Annotated in this window: 19 protein-coding genes; 6 read left to right on the top strand and 13 right to left on the bottom strand. The window is 72.9% G+C overall.

The features are described from left to right. Window positions 1-231 precede the first annotated feature (231 nt). The 6 genes from Aru02nite_RS22205 to eccCa form a co-directional block, all read right to left on the bottom strand. Window positions 232-1563 carry a S8 family serine peptidase gene (locus Aru02nite_RS22205; protein WP_203660771.1) on the bottom strand — a complete coding sequence of 444 codons (1332 nt, stop codon included), beginning with the start codon at window positions 1561-1563 and terminating at the stop codon, window positions 232-234. Window positions 1564-1624: 61 nt separating this feature from the next. Next, window positions 1625-2680 carry a hypothetical protein gene (locus Aru02nite_RS22200; protein WP_203660769.1) on the bottom strand — a complete coding sequence of 352 codons (1056 nt, stop codon included), beginning with the start codon at window positions 2678-2680 and terminating at the stop codon, window positions 1625-1627. Between the two features lie 10 nt (window positions 2681-2690). Further along, window positions 2691-3134 carry a hypothetical protein gene (locus Aru02nite_RS22195; RefSeq protein ID WP_203660767.1) on the bottom strand — a complete coding sequence of 148 codons (444 nt, stop codon included), beginning with the start codon at window positions 3132-3134 and terminating at the stop codon, window positions 2691-2693. 177 nt (window positions 3135-3311) lie between these two features. Further along, window positions 3312-3593 (bottom strand): WXG100 family type VII secretion target, encoded by a 282-nt coding sequence (locus tag Aru02nite_RS22190; protein WP_239076865.1) that lies wholly within the window; start codon window positions 3591-3593, stop codon window positions 3312-3314. A gap of 20 nt (window positions 3594-3613) precedes the next feature. Further along, the gene (locus Aru02nite_RS22185) at window positions 3614-3931 is read right to left on the bottom strand and encodes a WXG100 family type VII secretion target (RefSeq protein WP_239076864.1); all 318 of its coding nucleotides are present in this window, start codon (window positions 3929-3931) and stop codon (window positions 3614-3616) included. Between the two features lie 220 nt (window positions 3932-4151). Beyond that, complete coding sequence (eccCa, locus tag Aru02nite_RS22180; protein WP_203660765.1) at window positions 4152-8111, bottom strand: type VII secretion protein EccCa; 3960 nt, start codon at window positions 8109-8111, stop codon at window positions 4152-4154. A 283-nt stretch (window positions 8112-8394) separates the two neighbouring features. On the opposite strand from eccCa, the gene eccD reads away from it, so the two are divergent. Beyond that, window positions 8395-9792, top strand: coding sequence for a type VII secretion integral membrane protein EccD (gene eccD, locus Aru02nite_RS22175; RefSeq protein ID WP_203660763.1), 1398 nt, complete (start codon window positions 8395-8397; stop codon window positions 9790-9792). A 48-nt stretch (window positions 9793-9840) separates the two neighbouring features. On the opposite strand, the gene Aru02nite_RS22170 is transcribed toward eccD, so the two are convergent. Then, window positions 9841-10788 carry a hypothetical protein gene (locus Aru02nite_RS22170; protein ID WP_203660761.1) on the bottom strand — a complete coding sequence of 316 codons (948 nt, stop codon included), beginning with the start codon at window positions 10786-10788 and terminating at the stop codon, window positions 9841-9843. 1205 nt (window positions 10789-11993) lie between these two features. Next, window positions 11994-13241 (bottom strand): type VII secretion protein EccE, encoded by a 1248-nt coding sequence (gene eccE, locus Aru02nite_RS22165; RefSeq protein ID WP_203660759.1) that lies wholly within the window; start codon window positions 13239-13241, stop codon window positions 11994-11996. Between the two features lie 184 nt (window positions 13242-13425). Between eccE and eccB the strand changes: the two genes are divergently transcribed. The 3 genes from eccB (at window position 13426) to Aru02nite_RS22150 (ending at window position 16472) form a co-directional block, all read left to right on the top strand. Further along, entirely contained in the window at window positions 13426-14862 is a 1437-nt protein-coding gene (gene eccB / locus Aru02nite_RS22160; RefSeq protein ID WP_203660757.1) for a type VII secretion protein EccB, read from the top strand. Between the two features lie 150 nt (window positions 14863-15012). Further along, window positions 15013-15375, top strand: coding sequence for a hypothetical protein (locus tag Aru02nite_RS22155; RefSeq protein ID WP_203660755.1), 363 nt, complete (start codon window positions 15013-15015; stop codon window positions 15373-15375). After that, window positions 15375-16472: a WXG100 family type VII secretion target gene (locus Aru02nite_RS22150; RefSeq protein ID WP_203660753.1), complete on the top strand. Its 1098-nt coding sequence runs from the start codon at window positions 15375-15377 to the stop codon at window positions 16470-16472. The genes Aru02nite_RS22155 and Aru02nite_RS22150 overlap by 1 nt, the downstream gene beginning before the upstream one ends. Window positions 16473-16552: 80 nt before the next feature. On the opposite strand, the gene Aru02nite_RS22145 is transcribed toward Aru02nite_RS22150, so the two are convergent. Then, window positions 16553-17845, bottom strand: a complete 1293-nt coding sequence (locus tag Aru02nite_RS22145) for a S8 family serine peptidase (RefSeq protein ID WP_203660751.1) — start codon at window positions 17843-17845, stop codon at window positions 16553-16555. 150 nt (window positions 17846-17995) lie between these two features. Between Aru02nite_RS22145 and Aru02nite_RS22140 the strand changes: the two genes are divergently transcribed. Next, window positions 17996-20377: a SpoIIE family protein phosphatase gene (locus Aru02nite_RS22140; protein ID WP_203660749.1), complete on the top strand. Its 2382-nt coding sequence runs from the start codon at window positions 17996-17998 to the stop codon at window positions 20375-20377. Window positions 20378-20436: 59 nt separating this feature from the next. Then, window positions 20437-22215 (top strand): serine/threonine-protein kinase, encoded by a 1779-nt coding sequence (locus Aru02nite_RS22135; protein WP_203660747.1) that lies wholly within the window; start codon window positions 20437-20439, stop codon window positions 22213-22215. A gap of 20 nt (window positions 22216-22235) precedes the next feature. Here Aru02nite_RS22135 and Aru02nite_RS22130 read toward each other — a convergent pair whose 3' ends face one another. The 4 genes from Aru02nite_RS22130 to Aru02nite_RS22115 form a co-directional block, all read right to left on the bottom strand. Beyond that, window positions 22236-22964, bottom strand: coding sequence for a phosphatase PAP2 family protein (locus Aru02nite_RS22130; protein WP_203660745.1), 729 nt, complete (start codon window positions 22962-22964; stop codon window positions 22236-22238). A 68-nt stretch (window positions 22965-23032) separates the two neighbouring features. Beyond that, window positions 23033-23776 (bottom strand): DUF4097 family beta strand repeat-containing protein, encoded by a 744-nt coding sequence (locus tag Aru02nite_RS22125; RefSeq protein ID WP_203660743.1) that lies wholly within the window; start codon window positions 23774-23776, stop codon window positions 23033-23035. Between the two features lie 158 nt (window positions 23777-23934). Then, window positions 23935-24501, bottom strand: a complete 567-nt coding sequence (locus Aru02nite_RS22120) for a response regulator (RefSeq protein WP_203660741.1) — start codon at window positions 24499-24501, stop codon at window positions 23935-23937. A gap of 49 nt (window positions 24502-24550) precedes the next feature. Continuing rightward, window positions 24551-26759, bottom strand: a 2209-nt coding sequence (locus tag Aru02nite_RS22115) for an ATP-binding protein (RefSeq protein WP_203660739.1), incomplete at its 5' end; no start/stop codon positions are given.

The raw sequence follows: 26759 nt of genomic DNA, 5'->3' as shown, positions 1-26759 counted from the left end.
CCACGGGCCGCCCGGCGTGACGCCGAGCGGCCCGTAACGGGTCCACAGTGGACGGTCAGCGTCCGCGTACGGATCGGCCGCGCCAGCGCGGACACCAGCACCATCGGGACGGCACCGTTCCGATCAGCCGGGCGTACCGGAGGGGTCCGTGCCGACGAGGGCGCGGGGTCACGCATCCGTGCCCTGCGCGTCCTCGACGTCGTCGGCGTGAGACCCGCCAAGGGCCGCGGGTCAGTGCGGCGGGTTCGGGGGATGTTGCGGCGGTGGCGCGCCCGGGTATCCGGGCGGCGGCGCGTACGGCGGGACGGGTCGGCCGGGGTCAGGGAAGGCGCCCGGTGGTGGACCGGCCGGCGGTTGCGCGCGCCGGCGCCGGCGGCGGCCGGAGACGACCACCATCACCACCACGAGGACCACGACGAGTACGCCGACCCCGCAGAAGATCCCGCCGTACGTGAGGTACGTGCCGGTGCGGTCCTTGAGTACCAGGGTCCTGCCGCCGTCCGGGGTGGCCGCGCCGGAACCCGTGCCGCCGGCCAGCAGCGGGTTGCGGCCGACGTGTGGGATTCCCTTGGCGGTCAAGGCTTTCACGACGTCGAGCCGCCCGAACCCGTACTGCGTGTCGCGGCCGCTCGGGCCGGCGTCGTCGGCGGTCCTGATCAGCCGCTCGATCACGTCCGGCGCGCTGAGGCTCGGGTACTTCGACCACACCAGGGCGGCCGCACCCGACACGAACGCGGCCGCGTCGCTGGTGCCCTCGTCCCTCGTGTACCCGGTGCGGTTGCCGGCCGCCTTCGACCCGGTCGACACCACACCGTCGGCGGGTGCGGCCAGCGCGACGGGCGGACCGCCGACCGACCCGGACCAGAACGCCCCGCCCCGTGTCGTGCCGGACACCGCGACCACACCCGGTACGTTCGCCGGATAGCCCACGCCGTCCTGGCCGTTGCTCAGGTTTCCCGCACCGGCCACGACGACCGCGCCCTTGCGCATCGCGTACCCGATGGCGTCGACGAGGCCGGACGGCGCCGTGCCGTTGGCGCTCAGCGAGACGTTGACGATCCTCGCGTGGTGGTCGACCGCCCAACGGATCCCGGCGGCGATGTCGCTCGGCTCGGCGGTCCCGGTGGAAAACACCCGGACCGGAAGGATCTTCGCGCCCGGCGCGATGCCCAGCGCGTGCTCCCGGCCGCCGCCCTTCGCGGCGATGTCACCGGCCATGTGGGTACCGTGCCCGGCGGCGTCGGTACGGCCGTCGTTCGCGCCGCCCTTGCCGCCGCCGATCGCCGTACCGGAAAGGATCTGCCCGGACAGGTCGGGATGCGACGCGTCGACGCCGCTGTCGACGACCGCGACGGTGACCCCGGAACCCCGGCTCAGCTGCTGCGCCCGGTCGATGTGCAGCGCGTCGAGCTGCCACTGCCCCGCCCGTACGTCGATGGCGAGGGCGGGCCCCGGCACGGCGAGGACGCCCAGCACGGCGGCCGTCGCGGTGGCCGCCAGCACGAGTACCGGCCGGCGGCGGGAGTGGGTGCGGCCCGCGGGGCGGGTCCGGAAACGTCGCACGGAAGCCATCTCCTCCTGTCGCCCGAGCGTGCCCCCGCCCGGACGACGACGAAGTGCGCGATCAGGAACCGAGTACCGACGGGTTGGCGTCGCCGTCGGCGCCCCAGGGATCCTCGTCCTCGGTCAGCCAGGTCTCGTGCTCGTCACCCTCGCCCTCGCCGTGGCCACCCCGGCCCATACCGCGGCCCATCATTCCGGCGGCACCGCCGGCGCCGGCACGTGCCGCATCGGCGGCCGGATCCGCCGTCGGCCCCAGCGGCGGTACACCCCGGGTGCCACCGCCCAGCCCGCCACCACCGGTACCCGCACCGAGCGGTCCACCGCCCGCGCCCGCCAGGCCCGATCCGGCGCCGCCACCGCTCGGGTCGCCGCCGGGATAGTCCGCCGACGGGTCCTTCCACGGCGTACTCGGATCGGTGGTGTGCGGCGGTTTCGGCGTCGGGCTGGTCGGCGTCCTGGTGTGCGGCGGCGTCCCCGTTCCGGTCGGCGGTACGTGTCCGCCACCGCCGCCACCCGTCGGCGTGTCGCCGTAGTCGTCGTCCTTGTCGACCGCGCCGGGGTTGGACTTCGTCCCCGCGGGCACCGCCTGGATGTCCCCGTTGTAGTCGCTGATCAGCTGGTTGTACGCGGCCTGCGCCGTGTCCTCCTTGCCGCCCACCCAGCCGGCCAGATCCTTGACGCCGGGGATCCCCGACACGAGGTCGCCGTCGATCGCCAGCGCCTCCTGCGCGAAGGAGCCGGGCGAGAAGCCGGGCACCGACATGCCCTTCGCGTACGCCGCCTGCGCGTCCTCGACCTTGTGGATCATCCAGGCCGGGATCGGAATCTTGTTCACCGCCGTACTCAGGTGTTCGCTCGCACCCTCCAGCGCATGGACGATCTTGCGGTGGTTGGTGTCGAGGTCCTCCAGCGCGTCGGAGCACTTCTTCAGGTGCTTGCGGAAGTCGTCGGCCGCCTGGCCCTTCCACGGCTTGCTCTCCTTGGCGAGCCGGTCGACGTCGTCGCGCAGCGTACCCATGTGGCGGAAGATGGCGCTCCAGCCGGTCGCGGCGTCGTCGATGCCGTAGTAGTTGCTGCAGATGACGATGTCGGTGACGATCTCTTCCCAACTCGGCACGACCCGCCCCCTACCCGTTCGTCCCGCTGGACTTCGCCGCGCTGAACGCCGTGTCGAAGTCCTTCATCGACGCGTTGTTCCGGTCGTCCGAGCTCTTGTACTTCTCGGCGATCGACGAGATCGCCGAGCCGGAGGCGTCGAAGTCGCCGGCGATCGCCGTCAGGCTCTCCTTCACCGCCGTGTACGCGTCGCCCACCTTCTTCCCCAGGTCGGCGATCGTCGCGATGTTGGGCGAACCGAACGCGGAGGCCTGCCCGCCGCCGTCGCCCTGGATCATCTTGACCCCGCCGTACCCGAAGGCCACGTCACGGTTGACCTCGTCCAGGTACGGCAGCAGGTCGTCGTTGATCGAGTCCGACAAGACCTTCAGGTACTTGGTGATGTTCTCCAGATGCTCGGTGTCGACCTCGATCTTCTTCGTACTACCGAGATCGACACTCCAGTCGTGTCCCATCAGTACTCCAATCGGCGGTGCGGAACGGTGCGCGCCCCACACCTCGTCCCCCGTGGGAATCCTGCGGTGTCTCCTGGCGATCTGCGCTGGCACCAGCGATCCGGCGCGGTGCCGACATGGCTGTGGCCCTGACCCGAGGGGCCAGGGCCACGATGGGTGGTCTGCACCCCGAAGCCGTCAGCCCCAGAGCTTGCTGTTGCTCATCTCGGTGTTGACGTAGTTGTCGCTGGCGATGCCGACCGCGGCGCCGATCTGGTTCAGCACCGCGTTGAGGTCGGTCACGGCCTTGTCCCACTTGGCCTGGTGCTCCTGGTACGCGGTGCGGTCGCTGCCCTCCCACTCCATCCGCTGCAGGCCGGAACGCAGCGTGTCCAGCTTGCTGTCCATGCCCTGCGCGATCGACTTCATCTGCGCGTGGGCTTCCTGCAGTACGTGCGGGTCAACCTTGATCATCGACATGCTCGAACTCCCCGTCCCCGTCAGCCCAGCGCCTGATGGATCTTGTCCAGCATCTGCTGCTGGTTCTCGTCGTTCTGCTGGTGCTGGGTACCCGACTTGTCGAGCAGGTCGGCGATGTCGGCCATCGCCTGCATCAGCGTCTTGCTGTCCTCGTGCCAGCGCTGCATCAGAGTCTGGAACGACCCCGCGGCGGTGCCCTTCCAGGCACTCTCAAGGTCCTGCTGCACAAGCGATTCCAGCTTGTTCAGGTCGCCCTGGATCTCGTCCCGGGTCGACCGGACGTCATTGGCAGCGGTGTGCAGTGTCGCGTGGTCAACCTGCATGGGCCCGTTGCCCATGATCCACCTCCCAAAGCATTGGAGGACCCCGTGTCCCGGCCGACGCACCGGAACGAATGCCCGGTGTACCGACGGCCATACCCAACGTGGAAAGAACGGTATCGGAACCCCGCAACGCTCCGCGAGGGCCGAACCTGCTCGGGCCGTGACAGATGCCCGACCGATACGGATTTCTGACGAGCGGGACGGGTCGCCCCACCCGGCGCCGGCCGACGCAGCGTCACGACGGCGGCAGGTACGCGAGCTGGATCAGCTCGTTGCCCTCCCTGCGGCGGACCAGGGTGCCGCGCCCCGGCGGCTGCGGGCTGGGCTTGAGGCTGCCGAACAGCGCGCCCTCCTCCCGGTTTCCGGACATCAGCAGCGCCGGACTGTCCAGCTCCTTGAGCCGCTGGACGACCTGCTCGTACATGGCGCGGGCGGCGCCGCCGCACCGGCGGGTGAGGATCAGGTGCAGGCCGATGTCGCGGGCCTGCGGCAGGAACTCGGCGAGCGGCGCGATCGGGTTGCCGGACGGGCTGGCGACCAGGTCGTAGTCGTCGACCAGTACGTACAGGTCGGGGCCGCTCCACCAGCTGCGGTCCCGGAGCTGCTCGGGCGTGACGTCCGGGCCGGGCAGCCGCCGTTTCATCGAGCCGACGACCGAGCCCATCATCTCCTGCAACGCCTGCCCGGACGCCGCGTACCCGAGGAGGTGGTCGCCGCCGATCGCGCCCAGCAGCGAACGCCGGTAGTCGGCGATGATGATCCGCGCCTGCTCCGGTGTGTACTTCGCGACCAGCTGCTTCGCGATGACCCGCAGCAGCGTGGACTTGCCGCTCTCCGAGTCGCCGAGGGCGAAGAAGTGCGGCTCGGTCGCGAAGTCCAGCGCGACCGGCGCGAGCTGGCTCTCGTCCAGGCCGATCGTGACCAGGCCGGACCGGCTCTGCGGCGCCTCCTCGACGAACCGCTCCGCCGTGAACATCCGCGGCAGCAGCCGTACCTTCGGCGCGGGGTCCTTCGACCAGCCGTCGCGGATCCGTCGTACCAGGTCGGCGACGCCGTCGGACAGGTTCTCGTCGGTGGCGTGCCCGTCGATCCGCGGTACCGCGGACAGGAAGTGCAGCTTCTGCGGCGACAGGCCGCGCCCCGGCGTACGAGCTGGCACGTTGGCGGCGGAGCGCCGGTCGATCTCGGACTCGGCCGGGTCACCCAGCTTCAGCTCGAACCGGGTACCGAGCAGGTCGCGCATGTTGATCCGTACCTCGGCCCAGCGGGCTGCCGTGATCACCAGGTGTACGCCGAAGCCGAGGCCGCGCTGCGCCAGGCTGGCCAGCTTCTGCTCGTACTCGTCGTAGTCCTCGCGGACGGTGCCCCAGCCGTCCACGACCAAGAACACGTCCCCGAACGGATCGTCGGCGAACTCGCCCGCCGCGCGCCGCCGCCGGTACGTGGCGATCGAGTCGATGCCCAGCTCGGTGAACCGCGCCTCGCGCGCGTCCAGCACCCCGATCACCTCGGCGACCGTACGGCGGACGGCCTCGGCCTCGCGGCGGGTGGCGACGCCGGACACGTGCGGCAGGTCCTTGAGGGTGGTGAGGGTGCCGCCGCCGAAGTCCAGGCAGAAGAACTGCGCCTCGCGCGGGGTGTGGGTCAGCGCGAGCGAACAGATCAGCGACCGCAGCATGGTGCTCTTGCCGGTCTGCGGGCCGCCCACGATGATCACGTTGCCGCCGGCGCCGCCCAGCTCCGCGGTGAACAGGTCGCGCTTCTGCTCGTACGGCTTGTCGACGACGCCGACCGGGGTGGTCAGCGTGCCGAGCCGGTCCGACCCGGCGGGGCACAGGCCGCGCTCCGGGTCGACCATCAGCTCCGGCAGCAGCTCCGACAGCGGCGGCGGCGCGGACAGCGGCGGCAGCCACACCTGGTGCGCCGGCTTGCCCTGGCCGGTCAACCGGTCCGCGATGACCTCCAGTACGGAGGTCTGCTTGCCGCCCTGCTCGTCGTGCTGCGGCTCCGGCTCGTGCTCCTCGGGCAGGTCCGGCACCGGCGTGTGGTCCACCGTGAACCGCACGACCTTGCCGGACACCAGCGCCTGCTCCCGCTCCTTCGCCGCACCCTGCTTGTACGGACCCGACACGTACGCGCCGCGGAAGCGCAGCATCGTCGACGTGTCGACCTTGAGGTAACCGTGGCCCGGCGCGTTGGGCAGCTCGTACGCGTCGGGGACGCCGAGCACGATCCGCGACTCGACCGCCGAGAACGTCCGCAACCCGATCCGGTAGGACAGGTGCGTGTCCAGTCCGCGCAGCTTGCCCTCCTCCAACCGTTGGGAGGCAAGGAGAAGGTGCACCGCGAGCGACCGGCCGAGCCGGCCGATCATCACGAACAGCTCGATGAAGTCCGGCTTCGCGGCCAGCAGTTCGGAGAACTCGTCGCAGATGATCAGCAGTGCGGGCAACGGTTCCAGCGGTTCACCGGCCCGCCGCGCCTTCTCGTACTCGTACTGGGAGACGTAGTTGCCGGCGGCGCGGAGCAGCTCCTGGCGGCGCACCATCTCGCCGGCCAGCGCGTCCTTCATCCGGTCGACCAGCTCGATCTCGTCTTCCAGGTTGGTGATCACCGCACTCGTGTGCGGCAGTACGTCGAGGGACGCGAACGTGGCGCCGCCCTTGAAGTCGACGAGGACGAGGTTCAGCTCCTCGGACGAGTGGCCGATGGCCAGCGCGGACACGATCGTGCGCAGCAGCTCCGACTTGCCGGACCCGGTCGCGCCGATGATCAGGCCGTGCGGCCCCATGCCCTCCTGCGCCGCCTCCTTGATGTCCAGCTCGACCAGCCCGCCGTCCGGGCCGCGGCCGAGCGGGATGCGCAGCCGCTCGCGGTTCGGCTTGTTCGGCCGCCACGTCCGGTGCGGGTCGAAGCCGCCGGCGTCGCCCACCCCCAGCAGGTCCGTCAGCTCGTACGCGGTGGCCAGCGTGTCCTCCGGCCCGGCCTGCGCGGACATCCGGTACGGCGCGAGCTGCCGGGCGACCGCCTCGGCCTGCTCGCGGCTCATGTGGTCCGGCCGCCCGATCGGCGTACTCCGGTCCCCGCGGTACACCTCCGCCTTGTCCGGCCACAGGTCGAGGCACAGCAGCCAGCGGCCGGCGTCCCGCGGCACCGTCCCGTTCAGGTCCAGCACCGTGGTACCGAGCAGGGCGGGGCCGGTGAGCTGGCAGTCCGCCGTGACCTCGCCGCCGTCGAGTACGACGAGGAGGTGGGGTTGGTCGGTCAGCGGCTTGGCGTCGGGCGAGTGCCGCGGGCGGGCCGAGATCTCCTCCGCCAGCAGCTCCTCCAGCTCGGCCATCGTCTCGAACACCATCCGCACCGGACCCGCCGCGTCCGTACGCCGGGGGTACTGGTTGTGCGGCAGCCACTTGGTCCAGTCCCAGAGCGCGAAGTTCTCCGTCGGGGTGACCACCGCGATGCGCAGGTCGTCGGGCGCGTGCAGGGTGGCCGCCTGGCACAGCAACGACTGCGCCGCGCCCAGGTCCGCCTCCCGGTCGCCGCGCAGCACGATCCGGCTGAACGCGCGCAGCGACACCGCCGTCGGCAGGTTCGGCACCGGGTTGAACGTACGGACGAAGCGGCGCAACGCGATCGCGCTCATCGGTTCGAGGTCCTCGACCGGCTTGGTCTCCGGCGTGACGATCTTGACCGCCAGCTTCTGCGGCCCCACCGCGACGCGGATCTCGCCGAAGTCGTCGTCGGATATCCGACGCTCCCACATCCGCCGCGACGCGGCGATCGACCACAGCGCGTCCGGCTCCGGGTGCTTCCACGTCAGCGCCGCACGCTGCGCCTCCGACGCCCGCCGCACCCGCTTACGGATCTGCGCCAGGTAACGCATGTAGTCGCGGCGTTCCGCGTTCAGCTCGGCGGTCTTGTCGCCGCGGCCGCCGCCGAGCTGGCCCACCGCCATGCCCAGCATCGACACGCCAAACATGCCACCCGCGACGTACGTCATCATGCCGCCGCCACGCCCCGCGTACATGAAGGCCATGGCGCCGGCGCCGGCGAGCATCGGCAGGACCATCAGGATCTGGCCGAGACCGCGGGGCAGCTCCTCCGGTACCTCCGGCGGCGACTCCAACAGCAGCTCACCGCGCGGCAGCTGGGGCCCGGGACGCCGGGGCGGGCGGCGGAACACCACGGTGCTCATGGCGCCTCCGCGGTCGTACCCCTGTCGATGGTGGCGGGTCGCCTGCGCGGCCGTGGCCGCTGTACCGGTCGTTCCACTTCGGCCCCCTGCGTACCGAATTGGGACATGACACAGCTCGCGTATCGTTCGCGAGCCCGTCGCCCATCTTGTCGAATCCGCGCCACCTCGCTGTCACACTGCCGACACCCACCGAGAAACCGGATCTTCCGTACCAAGACGCCTTGACCGGGCCGCGATGATGGATTGATTCGCCAACCGGCCGGAGGGCTCAGAGGAGGCAGAGGTGGTCAACACCGTCGGCAGTGGACTGTGCCGGGTCACGGTCGTCGCCCCGAAGACGCGCATCGACCTGGCCCTCCCCGAGGACGTACCGCTCGCCGACCTGCTGCCGACCCTGCTGCGGTACGCCGGGGAGGACCTGGCCGACGACGGCACCACCAAGGGCGGCTGGGTGCTCGCCCGACTCGGCGGCATGGTCATCGACAGCACGCGGTCCGCCGGCCAGCTCGGCATCCGCGACGGCGAGCAGCTCTACTTCACACCCCGCGCCACGTCCGCGCCCGACGCCGTGTTCGACGACGTCGTGGACGCGATCGCCACCGCGACGCAGGACCGCGGCGGGCGCTGGCGACCGTCGCTGACCCGACGGTTCGGCATCGGCTCAGCGGTCGGCACGCTGCTGCTCGGCGTCGCCCTGACGGTCCTCGCCGGCCCGCCCCAGCTGCCCGGCGCGCTCGGCGCGCTCGGCGTCGGGCTCGCGCTGCTGGTCGCCGCCACCGTCGCCGCGCGGGCCCTGGCCAACAGCCAGACCGGACTCGTCCTCGCCCTCCTCGGCATCACGTACGGGGCGACCGGTGGCCTGCTGGTCGCCGCCGGCGGCCACGGCGTCGGCGACCTCCGCGCACCGCACGTACTCCTCGCCGGCGCCGTCGCCGTGCTGTACGCGGTGCTCGGGGCGAGCGCCGTCGCCGACTACGCGCACGTCTTCCTCGGCGCCGCCATCTGCGGCGTCGCGATCGTCGTCGGCAGCCTGGTCAGCCTGCTGTTCGGCGCCAGCGCGGCCGGGGCGGGCGGCGTCGTCGGCGCCGTCGCGCTGGCGTGCACGCCGGTACTGCCGTCGTGCGCGTTCCGGCTCGGGCGGCTGCCGATGCCCACCATCCCCGCCGGCCCCGACGAGCTGCGCGCCGACACCGAGACCGTCGACGGGCACCGCGTCCTGCACCAGAGCGACGCCGCCGACCGGCACCTCACCGGCCTGCTCGGCGCCACCGCCGTGGTCGGGCTCGGCGCCGAGGTGGCCCTCGCGTTCGGCGGCACCGGCTGGCCCCGGCTCGTCCTCCTCGGCGTCCTCGCTCTGGTACTCCTGGCCCGGTGCCGGTCGTTCGCCGGTGGCTGGCAGCGGCTGCCGTTGATGACCGCGGGGATGCTGGGGCTCGGGCTGACCGCCGTCGCCGCGTTCACCGAGGTCGGGCCGGCGCTGCGGCTGCTGGTGATCCTGCCCGCGCTGCTGGTCGTCGCCGTCGTCTGCCTCGTCTCCGGACTCGCCCTTGCCGAAACCAGGATCATGCCGGTGTGGACCCGGCTCGTCGACATCGTCGAGGTACTGCTGATCGTCTCGGTGATCCCGCTGGCCATGTGGATCTGCGGGGCGTACGCGTTCATCCGCTCGATCAAGGGCTGACCGCACGACGGTGCCCCTCCGGTACGGCCGGAGGAGCACCGTCGTCGGTCAGCGGTGCGCGGCGCCGAACTGCGTGTTCTCGATCTGCGTAGGGTTCAGCCAGAGGTACCGGTCGGCCTGGCCACCGAGTACGGCGAGCATGTCGTCGCGGAGGAGTTGCAGCAGCGACACCGTCTCGTCGGTGAGCTTCAGGACGGACGCGGCGGCGTGCGCCTCGTTCGGCGCGAGCCGCTGCATCAGTACCATGTTCGACGCCTGCACCGGCGGAAACCCGTACGCCGTCAGCTGGCGCAACACCGTGAGCTGCGTCTGCCACGGGCCGAGCGCGGGCGGCTGCTGCGCACCGTTCAAGCCCACGTCGTACAGCAGGAGGGCGGGTGAGGTGGCCGTCGCGCCCACCGTCACCGCACGCTCGCCCGACATCACCGCGACCCGGTCGTCCCGGCCCGTCGCCCAGCGGCCGAAACCCTTCCATTCGGTCGGCTGACCGGTGAACACCACGACGCGGGCGCCCATCGCCAGCGCGCGGAACACCGTCACGCGGGCCGCCCACAGCCCACCGATCAGCGACAGCCGGGTCGGCTCGTCACGGAACATCCGGACCAGCACCGGGACCTTGTTGCCGTCCTGCCCCAACATCAGGCCGCTGCTCGACCCCGGCACCTCGATCTGCTGCAACGCCGTCCTGGACACGCCGTGCATGCCGATCCGCATCGGCGAGAACGGTCGCAGCCGGCGCGGACGCGACCGCTCCGGCAGGGTGGCCGGCTCGACCGCGCCGTACACGGTGCCCGCGCCGAGCGGCGGCTGCGCCTGACCCGGCCGTACGATGCCCGGCATCGACGCGCCCGACACCGGCGCACCGGACACCGGCAGCACGGTCGACGTACCCCCGGCGTTCAGCGGGCCGGACGGTCCAGTCGGGACCGGCCGTCGCGGCTGCTGCGGTGCGCTCATCGGCGCCAGCACCCCCGCCGTACCGGGTGGGCCGCTCACCGGCGGTCCGCTCACCGGGTTCCGGGGTGGCGCGCTGACCGGCGGCCCACTCACCGGCGGGCTGCTGACGGGGGCGTCCGAGCCTGGCGTACGCCCGGGCCACGGCGCCACGCCACCCGTCGCCTGCCCGGCGTACGTGGACGGTCCGGTACCTGGTTGCCCGGCACCCGGCTGGGCGGGGAGGGACTGCCCTGAGGTCGCTTGACCGAGCGCAGGCTGCCCTGGGTTCGGCCGGCCAGGTGGGGCCGGGATCGGTTGCGCGGGGCCGGATCCAGGCCGACCGGCGCCCGCCTGTACCGCTCCAGGCTGAACGGGAGCAGCCTGCCCCGGGATCGGTTCTCCGGGGCCTGGCTGAGCCATGGACGGCCGAGCGGCCGCCGGTCGGCTCGGGACCGGCTGCCCCGCGACGGGTCGCCCCGGGATCCGTTGTGCGGAGCCAGGTCCTGGCGGGGCGGGCTGGACCGGCTGCCCGGTACCAGGTTGCCCCGAGGCCGAGCCAGATCCGGGGGAGGCTGACGCGGGCGGTTGCCCCGTACCAGGTTGGCCCGAGGCCGACTGCGCAGAGCCAGATCCGGGCGGGGCGGGCACTTGCTGTTGACCCGAGCCAGGTTGACCCGAGATCGGTTGGCCGGCGGCGTACTGACCCGGCATCGGTTGCGCGCGCCCAGTTCCGGGCTTGACGGAAGGTTGCCCCGCGGCCGGCCCGCCCGGTGCAGCAGGTTGACCCGGAATCTGTTGCGCAGAGCCAGATCCGGGCGGAGCCGGCCGGGTGGGAGCGGGTTGGCCCGGGGCCGGCTGCGCGGATCCGGGCCGCCCCGCGGTCGGTTGGCCAGCGCTGCCTGACATCTGCCGGGCGCCACGGGATCCGGCGGGCTGGCCCGTACCGGGTGGGTCCGGGGGACGCGGCGCACCACCACCGACCGCCGGGTACGAGCCGGTCGGCGGCCGGGCGGGTGACGTGCCCTGGCTCGACGGCGGGTCGGCGGGTGGCCGGGCGGACCCGTACGTGGTGCCGGGAGTACCGGGGCCGGGGGCCAGGCCGGGGATCAGCGGTGCCGGGCCCGAGGTGGGTGGCACGGCACGGCCGCCGGCCCCGTCGGCGGGTGACGCGACGCCGGTCGCCGGCTGGTCCTCGTCGTCGGGCTGCGCGTGTCGGCCGTGGGGCGGGTCGGGATCCTCCGGCGGGCGACGCGATCCGTACACGCTCACTGCGGGCCACCTCCGCTCGGGGCCGTGGCGTACACGGAGGGGGCCTGCTCGCCGTTGAGCCGGAACAGCCGGGCGCGCGAGACGCCGGCGAGGCGTTGCAGCGCGCGGCAGTCGGTGGCGAGGTGTTCGGGTTGGGCGGCGACGCGGACGAGGACCCGGAAGTCGGTGCCGTCCTCCTGCGGTGCCATGGTCAGCGCGACGCTGGTCATGACCGCCGGGGTACGCGCGAGGCGGCCGAGCACGCCGCTGACGTCGCGCAGCCGCGGCCAGGACCGTACCCAGAAGGACGCGTGCGCGAGGCCGCCGGCGCGCCAGCTCGACCACTGCTCGCCGATGGTGCCGACCGAGCCGGGGTCGACGTACCCGGTGACGCCGCAGGACTGGGCCAGCGCGTCGCGGACACCCTCCGCGTCGAGCAGTTCGTAGTCGAGGCCGGCGCCGCTGACGGCCTTCCCGAGCCGGCCGACCGCGGTACACAGGGCTCGGTGCACGCCGTCGAGTCCACCGCCGCGGGTGGCCGCCGCCTCGGACGCCGCGGCGGGGTCGAGCCGGACCGCGATCCAGCACCGCTGGTCGATCGGCTCCACGCCGGTGTCCCCCGAGGCCAGCTCCCGGTACGAGCGGGCGGCGGGCGCGGTGTCGTCCAGCAGCGCGGCCGGCCCGGGGATGCTGTGCACGACGACCTGGAGTACGGAGACGCGCAGGCCGCCCTCGTCGAGGACCCGGGCGAGCGCGTCCAGCGGCAGGCTCTCCGTCGGGTCACCGCGCAGCCCGGTACGCGGGGCGATGGCGACGACGGCGAACCAGCCGGACTCGTCCTGCCCGATGCCGATGCGGCTGCCCCGGTCCTCGACCGTACGGATGGACAGCTCGGGTACCAGCCGGCGCAGCGCGGCGAGCCGGGCGTCCTCGGTGGCGCCGCCGAGCGCGCCGCGACGCCTGCGGTACCGCCGGCGGAGGGTGATCCACTCGGTCCACCAGCGGCCGCCGCTGCGCCCGAACGCCACGAACAGCAGCGCCAGCGCGACGACGCCGGCCGCGACCAGCCAGATCGGCCGGGGTTCCCGGTTCGCGGCGATCACCAGCGCGGCGAGCCCCAGCTCGGCCAGGACGAACTGGGTGACCCGCACGCCGCCGAACCGGCGCCGGCCGCCGCGCGGGGCGAAACGCACCTCCCCGGCGCCCGCGTCGTCGACCCGGACCGCGGCACGGGCCCGCGCGGGCGGGGCCTGCGTCATCACCATGCCTCGCCATCCTTCCCCGTTCAGGACATCCGAGTACGGACGCCGCAAGTACGCATCGGTCCGCGGCGGCCACCCATCGTAGGGCCGGCACAAAACCGGCACGGGCCACCGTTGCACGCCGGTCATACGATCGTCCTCCGATCGACCAGGGATTGGCATCAATGCGACACACGGGGAGTTCGCAATGCCGACTCGGCGGGAACAGCTGCAGGGATACCGGTTCGTCACCCGGAGGATCGTCGGCGCGATGCTCTCGGGCGAGCCGGAAAGCACCGTGTTGCCGATGCGCCGGCTGGGGCTCGCGGCGTTCGCGAGCCTCATGGTCGGCGTGATCGTCTTCGCCGGCGTCGGGGTCTACGGGGTGCTGCGTCCGGGCGGCGCCGACTCCTGGAAGAAGGAGGGCTCGTTCGTCATCGAGCGCGAGTCCGGCGCCCGCTACGTGTACCAGAGCGGTGAGCTGCACCCGATCCTGAACTACGCGTCCGCCCGGCTCATCGTCGGAAGCGTTGCGCCGCAACAGGTCTCGGCGAGTTCGCTGCGTGGCGTACCGCGCGGTGCGGCGACCGGGATCGTCGGCGCGCCCGACTCGATTCCCGACCCGTCGGCACTGCTCGGCATGCCGTGGATCGTGTGCAGTTCCCCGAAGTACGCGAGTTCGTCGAGCACGCTGGCGACGGAGCTGATGGTGGGTCGGGCGCTGCCCGGCGGCGCCGGCCCGGGGCAGGACGGCCTGCTGGTGACCGAGGGCGACACGCAGGGCACCACGTACCTGCTGTGGCACGACGAACGGTTCAAGGTGCCCGACGCGACGGCGCTGACCTCGCTGGGGTTGACCGGCGCCGACCATTCGGTGGTGGGCACGGCGATGCTGAGCGCCATCCCGTCCGGCCCGGACCTGGCCCCGCCGACCATCCCGGGCAAGGACGAGCCGGGCCGTACCGTGAACGGCGCGGAGCACAAGGTCGGTGACGTCTTCGAGAGCAGCGGCGTCTACTACGTACTGCTGCGCGACGGGCTGGTGTCGATCCACGAGGTGACCGCGAAGCTGCTGCTCGGCGGGGCGCAGCCGACGCACGTACCGTCCAGCGCCGTCGCCGGCGACCTGAACAGCAAGAACACCATCGAGGCGACCGGCTTTCCGCAGCGCGTACCGAGGATCGCGGCGCCGAGCGGCAGCCAGCCCGCGGTGTGCGCGGCGTACGAGGGGACGAGCGGGTCGGTCCGGCTCCGGCTCTACCCGCAGACGCCGGCCGCGCTCCGCCCCGACCCGAACGCCGCGCAGGAGGCGAGCGGCCCGGCCGACGACGGACCGGTCGCCGACCGCATCGTCGTACCGGGTGGGCGGGGCGCGCTGGTCCGCGAGGAGCCGCAGCCGGGCGTCACCGCCGGCACCACGATCTACCTGGTCACCGACCAGGGCCACAAGTACGCGCTGGTCGACTCGGGCAGGAAGAAGGCCGCCGACCTGCTGGGGTACGGCGGGAAGAAGCCGGTGGCGGTGCCGAAGCCGCTGCTCGACCTGGTGCCGACCGGGCCGGCGCTGGATCCGGACGCGGCGCTGAAGTTCTCCTCGGCCCCGGCGCCGTCGCCGACCGCGAGCGCGCAGAAGGCCGGCGACTGAGTCGGTCATCCGACAACCGACGTTCTGCAACAGAGCCGACAGACATGCGAAGCCGTGTCCCTAGGCTGGTGTACGGCTGTCAGGGGTCGATCACGCCGCGCGGCCCCGATCCGGATCGACGAAGACGTAGCGGACGAACGGGGCTCTTCGATGACCACGGAGTACGGCAGGACCGTCGTGGACGTGCACTCGCTGGCGGACTTCACGACGGCACTGGACAACCACCACAGCGCCATCGCGTCGATGCTCAAGACGATCGACGACAAGCTGCTCGACGTACCGCCGAAGCTCGGCGGGTTCCCCGACGCCACCGACACCGAGTCGTACTACGCGTCGATGGTGTCGGACTACCGCGCCCGCGTGCAGCGCTTGCGGAGCGCGGTCGAGGCGGCGCGGAAGGCGACCACGAGCATCCTCGACACGTACGCGACGGCGGAGGCGCGCAACCACGCGAACAGCAGGGACATCGCCCGGACGATGGGCCCGGTCGGTACCGCGTTGAAGGGGTCCTGATGGGTGCGCCGCCACCGGTCGACAACCAGGACCTGGTCGAGAAGTACGGGAAGTACAGCCACGACGAGTTGTACAGGTGGCTCAAGGCCGGTGACCCGGAGCAGGTCGACGACCTGCTCGCGGAGTGGAAGAAGATCGTACGGGGCGCCCACGACCTGCACACCAACCTGCGTACCGAGCTGGCCACGTTGGGCGCGCAGTGGTCGAGCGCGGCGGGCGACGAGTTCCAGCGACGGATGGCGCTGGTGTCGCAGTTCGCCGAGGACCTGTCCACGGACATCGGCACGTTCCAGACGACGATGGCGGACCTGTCGGCGGACCTGCGCGAGGCGCAGAAGCAGAACGAGAACCCCGACCGGACCGACGACAACGACTCCACCATGGGTGGCGCCGTGGCCGGGGCCGTCGTCGCCGGCCCGGTCGGCGGGCTCATCGGCGGCGTGATGGGCCACAACCGCGACAAGCACCAGCGCGAGCAGGCCAGGAACCGGATGGTGGCGCTGGTCGCGGGGCTGGCCGGGAAGTACCAGACGGGGGCGCACCAGTGGTCCGCGCCGGACTGGAACCACGACATGCCCGGCGACGACACGCACGACAGCGACCCGGACGTACGGTCGGCGACGTCCACCGGGACGTCGGGCGTGCCGGCCACCGACCCGGCCGCGAACCGCCACGACAGGCACGGGACCTTCGACGTACGCCGGCCGGACGGGCCGCAAGCGGGCGACGGCAACCGCGGCGGTACCAACGGCGACGGCGGAGCCCACCCCGACGTACTCGGGTCGACGGCGCTGGCCGGTGCGGGTGCCGGGCCGACCGGTGCCGGAGTACCTGGTGACACAAGTGGCAGCGCGCTCGCGTCGGCGCCGCAGGGCGCGGGCGGGGTCGGTGCCGGGGTCGGCCGCTTCGGCCCCGCCGCGGACGGTACGTCGAGCGTGTCGGGCCGGGGCGCGCCGGGCCGGCGCGGTGGGGGCGAGGACGAGCCGGCGGAGTACAGCACCTGGTTGACGGAGGACGAGCAGGTCTGGGGCGGCGACGAGGAGGCGGCGAGCGGGGTGCTCGGCGGCCGGCCGAGGGCCAGCGGCGACGACGCCTGACCGCACCGGATCGCGGTGCAGGGGCCGGGTGACTCCCCGGCCCCTGCGCTGTCACCGGAATGCTGCCACCGGAGCCCCGGTCAGGGACTGCGGGGCGGGCCGCTCGACTGACCGACCGGTACCCGAGCGGGCTGCGCCGGTACGGGTGGCTGTTGGGGCGGGTCACCGTACCCGGTAGGCCCCGGGCCGGGACCGTACGGCGGGGGGCCGCCCGGGCCGCCGCCACCACCGCCACCGCCGTCACCGGGACCGCGGCGGCGGCGCGCACGTACCACGAGGATGATCAGGACGAGGGCGGCGACCAGCACGGCCGCCACCAGGACGCCCGCGAGCAGCACGACCGTCGACACGCCCGGGACCACGGAGTCGGACCCGGCCGACGGCGACGCGGTCCGCAGCGGGTTGCCGCCGGCCTTCGGTACGTCCCGGGTCAGCGCGGCGGCGGCGTCGGCGGCGCCGAACCCGTACACCGGGTCGCGGCCCCTGGCGCCGAGGTCGCGCGCGGTGCGGACGAGCCGGTTGATCGCGTCCGCGGACGAGATCCCCGGGTACTTCGCCATGATCAGGGCCAGCTCGCCGGAGACGAGGGCGGCGGCGCCGCTGGTACCGCTGGCCGTACCGGTCTCCTTGCCGGGGATGCCGGTGGGGAACGAGAGGGCCTCGGCCGGCGCCGCGACGGCCGCGGCGGCGCCGGTGACCGAACCGGACCAGGCGCCGCCGTCCCGCGCGAGGCCGGTCACCGCCACGACCCCCGGTACGTCGGCCGGGCGGCCCATGCGGGTCATGCCCTCCGTACGGTTGCCGCTGGCGGCGACGAGCACCGCGCGGTGGGCGTCCGCGTACGAGACGGGGTCGCGTTTCCAGCCGGCGGACGCGGGTGTCGCGTCGGGCGCGGCGAACGACATGGTGACGACGCGCGAGCCGTGATCGATCGCGTGGTGCACGAGCCGGACGATCGTCGCCGACGGGACCGGCAACGGCTGGCCGAACGCGTACACCGGCAGGATCGTCGCCCGTGGTGCCACCCCGAGCAGCCGGTCTCCGCTGCCGCCGGCGCCGGCGATCAGCGCCGCCATGCTCGTACCGTGGCCGGTGCGGTCACGGCGACCGTCGCCGCCGCCCGGGTCGTACCCGGGGAGGACGCGGCCGGACAGCTCGGGGATCTCGTTGACGCCGCTGTCCAGCACCGCGACGGTGACCCCACGACCGGTCGCGATCCGCTCCGCGGCCGCGAGGTGCAGGGATTCCAGGTACCAGCTGCGCGCGCGCAGGTCGGGCGCGGCGGCCGCGGACCCGGGCAGCAGGACCGCCGCCGCCGTGCCGAGTACCGCGGCGAACAGGGCAGGCCGCGCGAGGGCGGATGTTCTCCGCACGACGTCCTCCCTTTCTGGGCCGATTGCGGCCCACCATAGCGACTTCTCCGCACTGTCGAGGTTCGTCGCGCGCCGCGGACCGGGGCGCTGACAGCCGCCTGCGGCGGGTACGCTCCACCGCGAGCGACGCACGCAGGAGGGCCGGCCGAGGTGAAGAAGCAGGCTGGGCAGGCAGCCGAGCCGGCACCGTCGCCGGACGAGCAGGTACCGGCGGAGCCGACCGAGGCACTCGCCAGCGTGGTGGCCCGGCTGCGCGACGAGCTGTCCGGTATGCGACGGGCGATGCGTAACCGCGCGGTCATCGAGCAGGCCAAGGGCGTCCTCGTGGAACGGCTGGGCGTCACCCCGGACGACGCCTTCGACCAGCTGGTACGGCTGTCGCAGCGGACGAACATCAAGCTCGCCGAGGTGGCCGCCGCGCTGGTCGGGGCGACCGCGCCGGCACCCGACCCGGAGCACGGCGCGTTCCTCGACGACGAGCTGGGGCAGTACCTGGCGCGGGCCCGCAGCGGTGCGCGCCGGCACCCGGCACCGCCCGCCCGCGAGCCCGCCGCCGAGGCGCTCCAGGCGCAGCACCAGCTGCTCGCCGCCCGCATCACGACGGCGCGGGAGTACCCGCAGATCGCCGAGACGATCGCGGAGGCGTCGACGGGCTGGCCGCACCCCGACGCCGTCCTCGTACTCCTGCGCGACCCGGCGGACGCGCTGTCCCCGGTCGGCGGGTACGGCACGGTCGACGCGGCGCCGCTGGCGCGCGCGGCCGGCGACGCGTTCGCGCGGCACGACACGGTGTGGCTGGCCGACACCGGCGACACCGCGCTGCGGTCGGTGCTCGCGGTGCCGCTGCCCGCGTACCGGGGGCCGGAGTCGCGGCCGGAGGCCGAGCAGGTCGGCGTACTCGCGATCGGCTGGGCGAAGCCGGCCACGCTGACCGACGACGCGCACCGGTACCTGGTGGCGCTGGCGGAGCCGATCGGGCGGCGGGTCGGCCGGCTGTCCGCGGCGGACCTGGCGGGCGCGGCCGACGACCCGGTCCGCACCGTACTCGACAGCGTGCCGGATCCCGCCGCGCTGCTCACCGCCGTCCGGGACGACGAGGGCCGGGTCGTCGACTTCCGGTACGAGTACACGAACACGGCGGCGGCGGGTGAACTGACCGGGCTGGCCGGGCCGGACGCCACCGAGCGCACGCTGCTCGCCGTACTGCCGGACACCGGGAGCCGGCTGCTGCTCGGCGAGTTCGCGAAGGTGCTCGCCGACGGGACGCCGTGCCACCTGGGCGACGTGACCGTGGACGCGGCGGCCGACGGTACCGAGCATTCGCTGGTGGCGCAGGTGAACGCGGCGCGGGTGGGCGAGAGCGTCCTGGTCGTGTGGCGGACCCGTACCGACGCGGACCTGCTGTACGACCAACTGCTCCAGGCGGAGCGGATCGGCCGGATCGGCTCGTTCTGGTGGAACCTGCGGACCGGCGAGGCGCGCTGGTCGCCGGAACTGTACCGGCTGTTCGGGCGTACCGAGGCGGAGGGCGCGCTGCCGCTCTCCGACGGCGAGGCGTACGTCCACGACGACGACTGGTACGCGGTGCAGGAGGCGATCCGCGGCGCGCTGCTCGCCGGGCGGGCGTTCACGGTGGAGCACCGGCTGGCCGACGCGCCCGGGCGGCGGCTGCGGGTCAGCGGCGAGCCGGAGTTCGACGCGGACGGTGCGGTGTGGGCGATCCGCGGCACCGTGCAGGACGTCACCTCCGAACGCGCGGTCGAGTCGCAGCTGCGGCGCGCGCAGGAAGCCCTTGCGGCGCAACGACAACGGCTCGCGGCCGAGTCGCGGGCCGCGGAGACGATGCGGGACGCGCTGCTGCCGACCGACCCCGAGCTGACCACCACCCCGGGCGTCGCGGTGGCCGGGCTGTGTCGTTCGCCGGAGTCCACCGGCCGGGTCGCCGGCGACTGGTACGACGTGTTCGCCACCGGGACCGGCACGTACCTGGTGGTCGGCGACGTGACCGGCAGCGGGCTGGCGGCGACGGTCGCGGCGGCCCGGCTGCGCAACGCCGTCCGGGCGTACGCGGTGCTCGGGATGGCGCCCGGCGAGCTGCTCACCGCGCTCAACCGGATGGTCGGCGAACTCGCCGGCGGCCAGCTCGCCACCCTCGTCGTCGCCCGCTACTCGCCCGACGGCCACGTGCTGCAGTGGGCGGCGGCCGGCCAGGCCGCACCCGTGCGGTACGCGCCGGACGGGCGTCCCGCGGTGCTCACCGGGCCGCTCGGGCTGCCGGTCGGCGCCGCGCCCGACATCGCGTACGAGGAGACGACGGTCGACCTGGGCGCCGGCGACCGGGTGCTGCTCTACACCGACGGCCTCGTCGTACGGCGGGACCGGACGCTGGCGAGCGGGCTCGACGTCCTGCTGCACGCCGCCGAACACATCGACCTCGCCGACCCGACCGCGCTGGTCGACCACGTCACCGACTCGCTCGGGTCGGCGCCCGACGACGACCTCTGCGTCATCGTCGCCACCCGTACCGTGTGACCGGACACACGCCGGATGAGGAGTCGGACACCGGGGCATGTTCCGGCAGACTCGGCGACGTGAACGGAGTACGTACCGACGCGGTCCTCGCCGGCCGGTACCGGCTGCGACGCCGGCTCGGCGCCGGCGGGATGTCCGTGGTGTGGCTGGCGTACGACCGGGTGCTGGAGCGGCCGGTCGCGATCAAGGTGCTGAGCGGCACCGGGCACACCGACCGGATCCGTACCGAGGCCCGCGCCGTCGCCCGGCTCGTACACCCGCACGTGGTCAACGTGTTCGACTACGCGGAGACGACCACACCCGACGGCACGGTCCTGCCGTTCGTCGTGATGGAGCTGGTCGACGGCGAATCCCTGGCCGAACGCCTGCGCACCGGCCCGCTCCCCTGGCCCACCGCCGTACGCCTCGCCGGCGAGGTCGCCGACGCGCTCGCCGCCGCGCACGAACGCGGCATCGTCCACCGCGACGTCACCGCACGCAACGTGCTGCTGACCGATACCGGCGCCAAGGTCGTCGACTTCGGCATCTCCGTCGCCGCCGGTACTCCCGACTCGGAGCCCGGCGAGAACACCATCGTCGGCACCCCCGCGTACCTGTCGCCCGAGCGGCTCGCCGGCCTGCCCGTCGAACCCGCCGCCGACGTGTACTCGCTCGGCGTCCTGCTGCACGTCCTGCTCACCGGCGACAGCCCGTTCGGCGGCGAGACGACCGGCGACGTGGCGCTCTCCCACTGGTACGGGCCGCCCGCGCCGCTCCCGGCCATCCCCGGACTGCCGCCAGAGGTGGACCGGCTGCGCCGGCGCTGCCTCGCCAAACGCGCCAAGGACCGGCCCGCCGCCGCCGAACTCGCCACCGCCCTCGCCGCCCTCGCCACCGCGTCGCCCTCCGGCACCGCGTCCCCCTCCGACACCGCGTCATCGGACGTGCCGCCGTCTCCGGAGGTGGCGGCGCCGGGCGGACGACCGGCGCCGGACGACAGGCCGTCGCCGGAGCCGGCGGTGCTTTCGGAGCTGCCGCCGCCGACCCGTGTCGAGGGATCGGTTCCGCAGCCTGCCGGGGCCACGACGGCGCGGCCGGAGGACGCCGCCCGAGCGGTTCCCCCGGCGGTCGAGGACACTGCTGCGCCGTCCCGGCCCGTGGTCGACGGTTCGGCGCCACCCGCTCGGTCCGTCGACCACACAGCACCCGGTACGGACGGCGCCGTGCCCGCGGGTGCGGCGGCGCAGCGGGTACCGGCCGACGCGACGGTTCCGGGCGGCCACGTGGAGGTCACGCGGGAGCTGCCGGTCGTACCGGCGAGTCACCGGCCGGCGCGCCGCGGCCGCCGCCGGACCCTCGCCGTACTCGGGGCGGTGACGGTGCTGGCCGCGGCGGGTGGCAGTGGCGCGGCCGTACTGCTGCGGTCGGAGCCGGATCCGGCGCCGACGACGGCGACACCGGTCACCGACCGGCTCGTACCGTCGCGCGGGACGGAGCGCCCGAGCCGGCCGTCCCGCTCGGCGACCCGGTCGGCCGCACCGTCGCCGAGCCGTACTCCGGTGGCGGAGGGCTGCCGGGTGCGCGTGACGATCGGGTCCACGTGGGACACGGGCTACAGCGCGACGATCCGCTTCACGCCGAGCCGTACCGGGTGGACGCTCGGTTTCCGGCTGCCACCGGGCCAGAAGATCGCATCACTGTGGAACGGCCGGTACACGACGCGCGGGCGTACCGTCACGGTCCAGAACGCGAGCTGGAACGCGCGGGGGGACGCCGAGGTGGGGCTGACCGTCTCGGGACGTACCGGGGCGGGCGGACCGGGCGCCTTCACCCTCGACGGCACCGCCTGCCCCGCCTAGCCCCGACACCGCCGCAGGGGTCAGCGGCGGGAGTGGTTGTCGAGGACGAGCAGCCAACGGCGCAGCGGCGGCAGGTGGGCCAGGCCGGACAGGAACACGGTGGCGCAGACGCAGGACAGCGCGCCACCCAGGGTGTCCATCGGGTAGTGCACCCCCAGGTACACCCGGGACGAGGCGACGAGCGCGACGAAGATGCCGCCGACGATCGTCATGGCCCGTTTGCGGGCCGGCCCGGCGAGGATGATCAGCATGACGGCGACGGCGCACGCCGCGGCGGTGTGCCCGCTGGGGAACGACTCGCTGCTCGGCGTCTCCAGCCACAGGTGCTTCGGCGGCCGGTGTTCCTGGACGACCATCTTCGCCACGTACGTCACGGCGGTGGTGCCGATGAGGACGCCGAAGACGCGCAGGGCCTGGCCGCGCCGGCGCAGGACCACCAGTACGACGGGGATCACGAGGCCGAGGACCGCCCACATCTCCGGAGTCGCGATCAGCGTCACCGCCTTGGCGCCCAGGGTGAACAGTCCGTTGCGGAGGCCGGCGACCGCGCTGTCCGCGCCGGTGCCGACGGCGGTCAGCGGCCCCGACTTGATCGCGAGCCCCAGCACCAGCAGGACGACGCCCAGGCCGAGCCCGCCCAGTACGCGACGGGCACCGACCCGCGTGGACTGCCCGTACGTGCCGGGATCCGACTGCTCTTCGGGCTGCTGCACCCGCGGTACGGCGGAGTAGACGCGTCCGGCGCTCATCGGGTGAACACTAGCGGTCCGGGAAACGAATCACTGCGACGCCCGCGGCGACATGACGCTGCCCACGGTCACCCGGCGGTGTGCACGGTCACGTCACCGTTGTCGGTCGACGCGGACAGTTGCCGGCCGCTCGTCGCGGTGTCCGCGACCGACGACCGCACGTCCCCGTACTTCGTGTGCGTCGTGACGCGGTACTCGCTCCTCGGTACGGTCAGCGACAGGTCACCGAACGTCGAGTTCAGCGTCACTCGCTTCGGCACCGTACGGAACGCCAGGCGGATGTCGCCGTTGTCGCTGCGGGCCAGGACGTCCGTCGAACCGAGCCGTTCGCCCCGGACCTCCCCGTACGCCGACGACACGCGCACCGGGCCGGACACGCCCGACAGGTCCACGTCCCCGTGGTGCGCGTCCACCTCGACGCCGGCCGTCAGCCCCCGCGCCGACACCTCCCCGTACTCCGTGGACACCCGCAGCCGCGTCCCCGCCGGCACCGCCACCTGGTACCGGGAGCCGCAGTTGAGGTTCACCCCGGTGCACGGCGCGCTGAGCGTCAGGGTCTTGTCGTGCAGCGACCAGACCGGGCGCTGCGTGGCCTTGCCGGTGAGCCACCGGTTCACGGTGATCCGGCCGGCCGGCCCCGGCACGACTTTCACGTCGTTGTCGACCAGCAGGGTCAGCGTGTCGCCGGGCGCGGTGAAACCGCGGCTGCTGTGCTTCGTCGCCCCGTCGAGGCCGATGTTCGCGTCGCAACCGGCCAGCGCCATCCCCGCCAGAGCCAGCCCGCCCGCCACGACCGCCACCCGTATCCGCACCGACGCCCCCTTGATCCGTTGTCGGACCAACGGTATGGCGAGGGGTGCCGCCGCCGGATCCGGGAGCCACCCCGATTCCCGGCCCGGGTCACCCCTAGGCGACCCCGGTCCCGGCGGTACGTGCCCGGTCCCGCCCACCCGGCGGAACCGGTGCCCCGTCAGCGGTCCAGTACCTCGTCGGCCTCGCCGAGGATGGCGAGCGCCTGCTCCGTCGCCGGCCCGTTCGACCCGGCGGTACGCAGGGTCTCGGCGGCACGGTCGACGACCGAGACGATCGCGGACAGCTCGGCCTCGCGCGCCTTCGCGGCCTGCGTCTGCTCGGCGAGCTGCTGGTTCTTCAGCCACAGCTCCACGAACACGCTGACCTTCGCCCGGAGTACCCAGGGGTCGAAGGGCTTGGTGATGTAGTCGACCGCGCCCGCGGCGTACCCCCGGAAGGCGAGGTGCGCGTCGCGGTCGACCGCGGTGAGGAAGATGATCGGCACGTGCCGGGTACGTTCGCGCTGCTTGATGTGCCCGGCCGTCTCGAAGCCGTCCATCCCGGGCATCTGCGCGTCCAGCAGGATGACCGCGAAGTCCTCGCTGAGCAGTCGCTTCAGCGCCTCCTCACCGCTGCCCACGGCGATCGGGTCGACCGGCATCCCCTGCAGGATGGCCTCCAGCGCGACCAGGTTCTCCCGGCGGTCGTCGACCATCAGTACCCGGGCCCGACGCGGAGCTGTCATCTATGTGTCCTTCCCTTCATTCCCACCGTCGGTCCCGGTAACCGGAGTGTTACTCATCCGTCTTGGCGTTCGGCAGCCACGACGCCATCAGGTCGAGCAACTCGTCCAGGTCCACCGGCTTCGCGATGTAGTCGGAGGCTCCGGCGGCGAGACTCTTGTCCCGGTCGCCAGGCATGGCCTTGGCGGTCAGGAACACGATCGGCAGGTCGGCGAACTCCGGCGACTCGCGGATCGTGCGGGTGGTCTCGTATCCGTCCATCTCCGGCATCATCGCGTCCATGAGAACGATATCGACCGGTGCCTCCTCGGTCAGCTTCCGTACCCCGTCGGAGCCGTTGTCGGCATAGACGACCGTCATGCCGTGCATCTCCAGCGCGCTGGACAGCGCGTACACGTTGCGGATGTCGTCGTCGACGATCAGCACGCGGATGCCGGTCAGGTCGGGCGCCGAGTCGCGCTCCTTGCGCTCGCCGGTGGGCAGCTCCGGCGCCGGCGCCATGATCGGGACCAGCGCCTTCGCCGCCTCCTGCACCGACACCGGCTTCCACGGCTCGGACGGCCGGGCCGACAGCGCGGCCGCCGTCTCCGCCGGCAGTACGGCGGGGATGGTGAGGGTGAAGGTGCTGCCCTCACCGGGCTCGCTGCGTACCGTGATCATGCCGCCGAGCAGCTTCGCCGCCTCCCGGCTGATCGACAACCCCAACCCCGTCCCGCCGTACTTCCGGCTCGTGGTGCCGTCCGCCTGCTGGAACGCGTCGAAGATCAGCTGCAGCTTGTCCTCGGGGATGCCGATGCCGGTGTCCGACACCGCGAACGACACCGTCTCGTCCGCGTCGTCCAGCGACGGTACGCCGAACATCGTGTCGGCCGGCGTCGGCGCCACCGTCAGCGACACCCGGCCGCCGGGCTCGGTGAACTTCACCGCGTTCGACAGCAGGTTACGCAGGATCTGCTGCAACCGCTGGGCGTCGGTGATCAGCCGTTCCGGGATCGCCGGGTCGACCACGACCTCCAGGTCCAGCCCCTTCTCCTGTACCTGCGGGCGGAACGCCTGCCGTACGTACCCGGTGACCTCGGCGACGGGGACCTCGGCGGGCTGCACGTCCATCCGGCCCGCCTCCACCTTCGACAGGTCGAGGATGTCGTTGATCAGCACCAGCAGTTCGGAGCCGGACGAGTGGATCGTGCGGGCGAACTCGATCTGCTTCTCCGACAGGTTCCGCTCCGGGTTGTCGGCGAGCATCCGGGCCAGCAGCAGCAGGCTGTTCAGCGGCGTACGCAGCTCGTGGCTCATGTTCGCCAGGAACTCCGACTTGTACTGCGAGGCCCGCGCGAGCTGTTGTGCCTTCTCCTCCAGGCCCAGCCGCGCCATCTCGATCTCGCGGTTCTTGACCTCGATGTTCTGCTTCTGCTCGGCGAGCGCGGTCGCCTTCTCCTCCAGCTCCGCGTTCGTACGCTGCAGCTCGGCCGACTGGTCCTGCATCTCCCGGGCCAGCCGCTGCGACTGCGCCAGCAGCTCCTCCGTACGCCGGTTGGCGAGGATCGTGTTGAGCGCGATGGCGATCGTCGTGACCAGCCGGTCCAGGAACGTCAGGTGCAGGTCGGAGAACGTGCCGAAGGACGCGAACTCGATGACGCCCAGCGGCTCGCCCTCGAAGATCACCGGCAGCACCACCACGTCCGACGGCGGCGCCGTACCGAGGCCCGAGCGGACCGTCAGGTAGCCCTCCGGCGTACCGGTGATGCGGATGGTGCGGCGGGACAGGACCGCCTGACCGACCAGCCCCTCGCCGGGCGCGAACACCACCTCGGTACCGGGCGAGACGTAACCGTACGACGAGGTGAGGCGCAGCCGGGCGGTGCCGTCGGCCGCCAGGTCGTGCATGAAGAACGCGCCGACCTGCGCGTTGACCAGCGGGGTCACCTCGTTCATGATCATGCGGCAGACCTCGCCGATGTCCCGCTGGCCCTGGAGCAGCGCGGACACCCGGGCGAGGTTGGAGTTCATCCAGTCCTGTTCCGCGTTCTTCTTCGTGGTGTCGCGGAGCGTGACGATCATCTGGTTGATGTTGTCCTTCAGCTCCGCGACCTCGCCCATCGCCTCGACCGCCACCGTACGGGTCAGGTCGCCGCGGGTCACGGCCGTGGACACCTCGGCGATCGCGCGCAGCTGCGTGGTCAGCGTGGACGCCAGCTGGTTGACGTTCTCCGTCAGGTCCTGCCAGGTGCCGGACACGCCCTTGACGTGCGCCTGACCA

The sequence above is a fragment of the Actinocatenispora rupis genome (genome assembly GCF_016861975.1).
Classification (GTDB): domain Bacteria; phylum Actinomycetota; class Actinomycetes; order Mycobacteriales; family Micromonosporaceae; genus Actinocatenispora; species Actinocatenispora rupis.
Note: the sequence above shows the minus strand (reverse complement) of the source record. Positions and strands in the feature narration are given on the sequence as shown.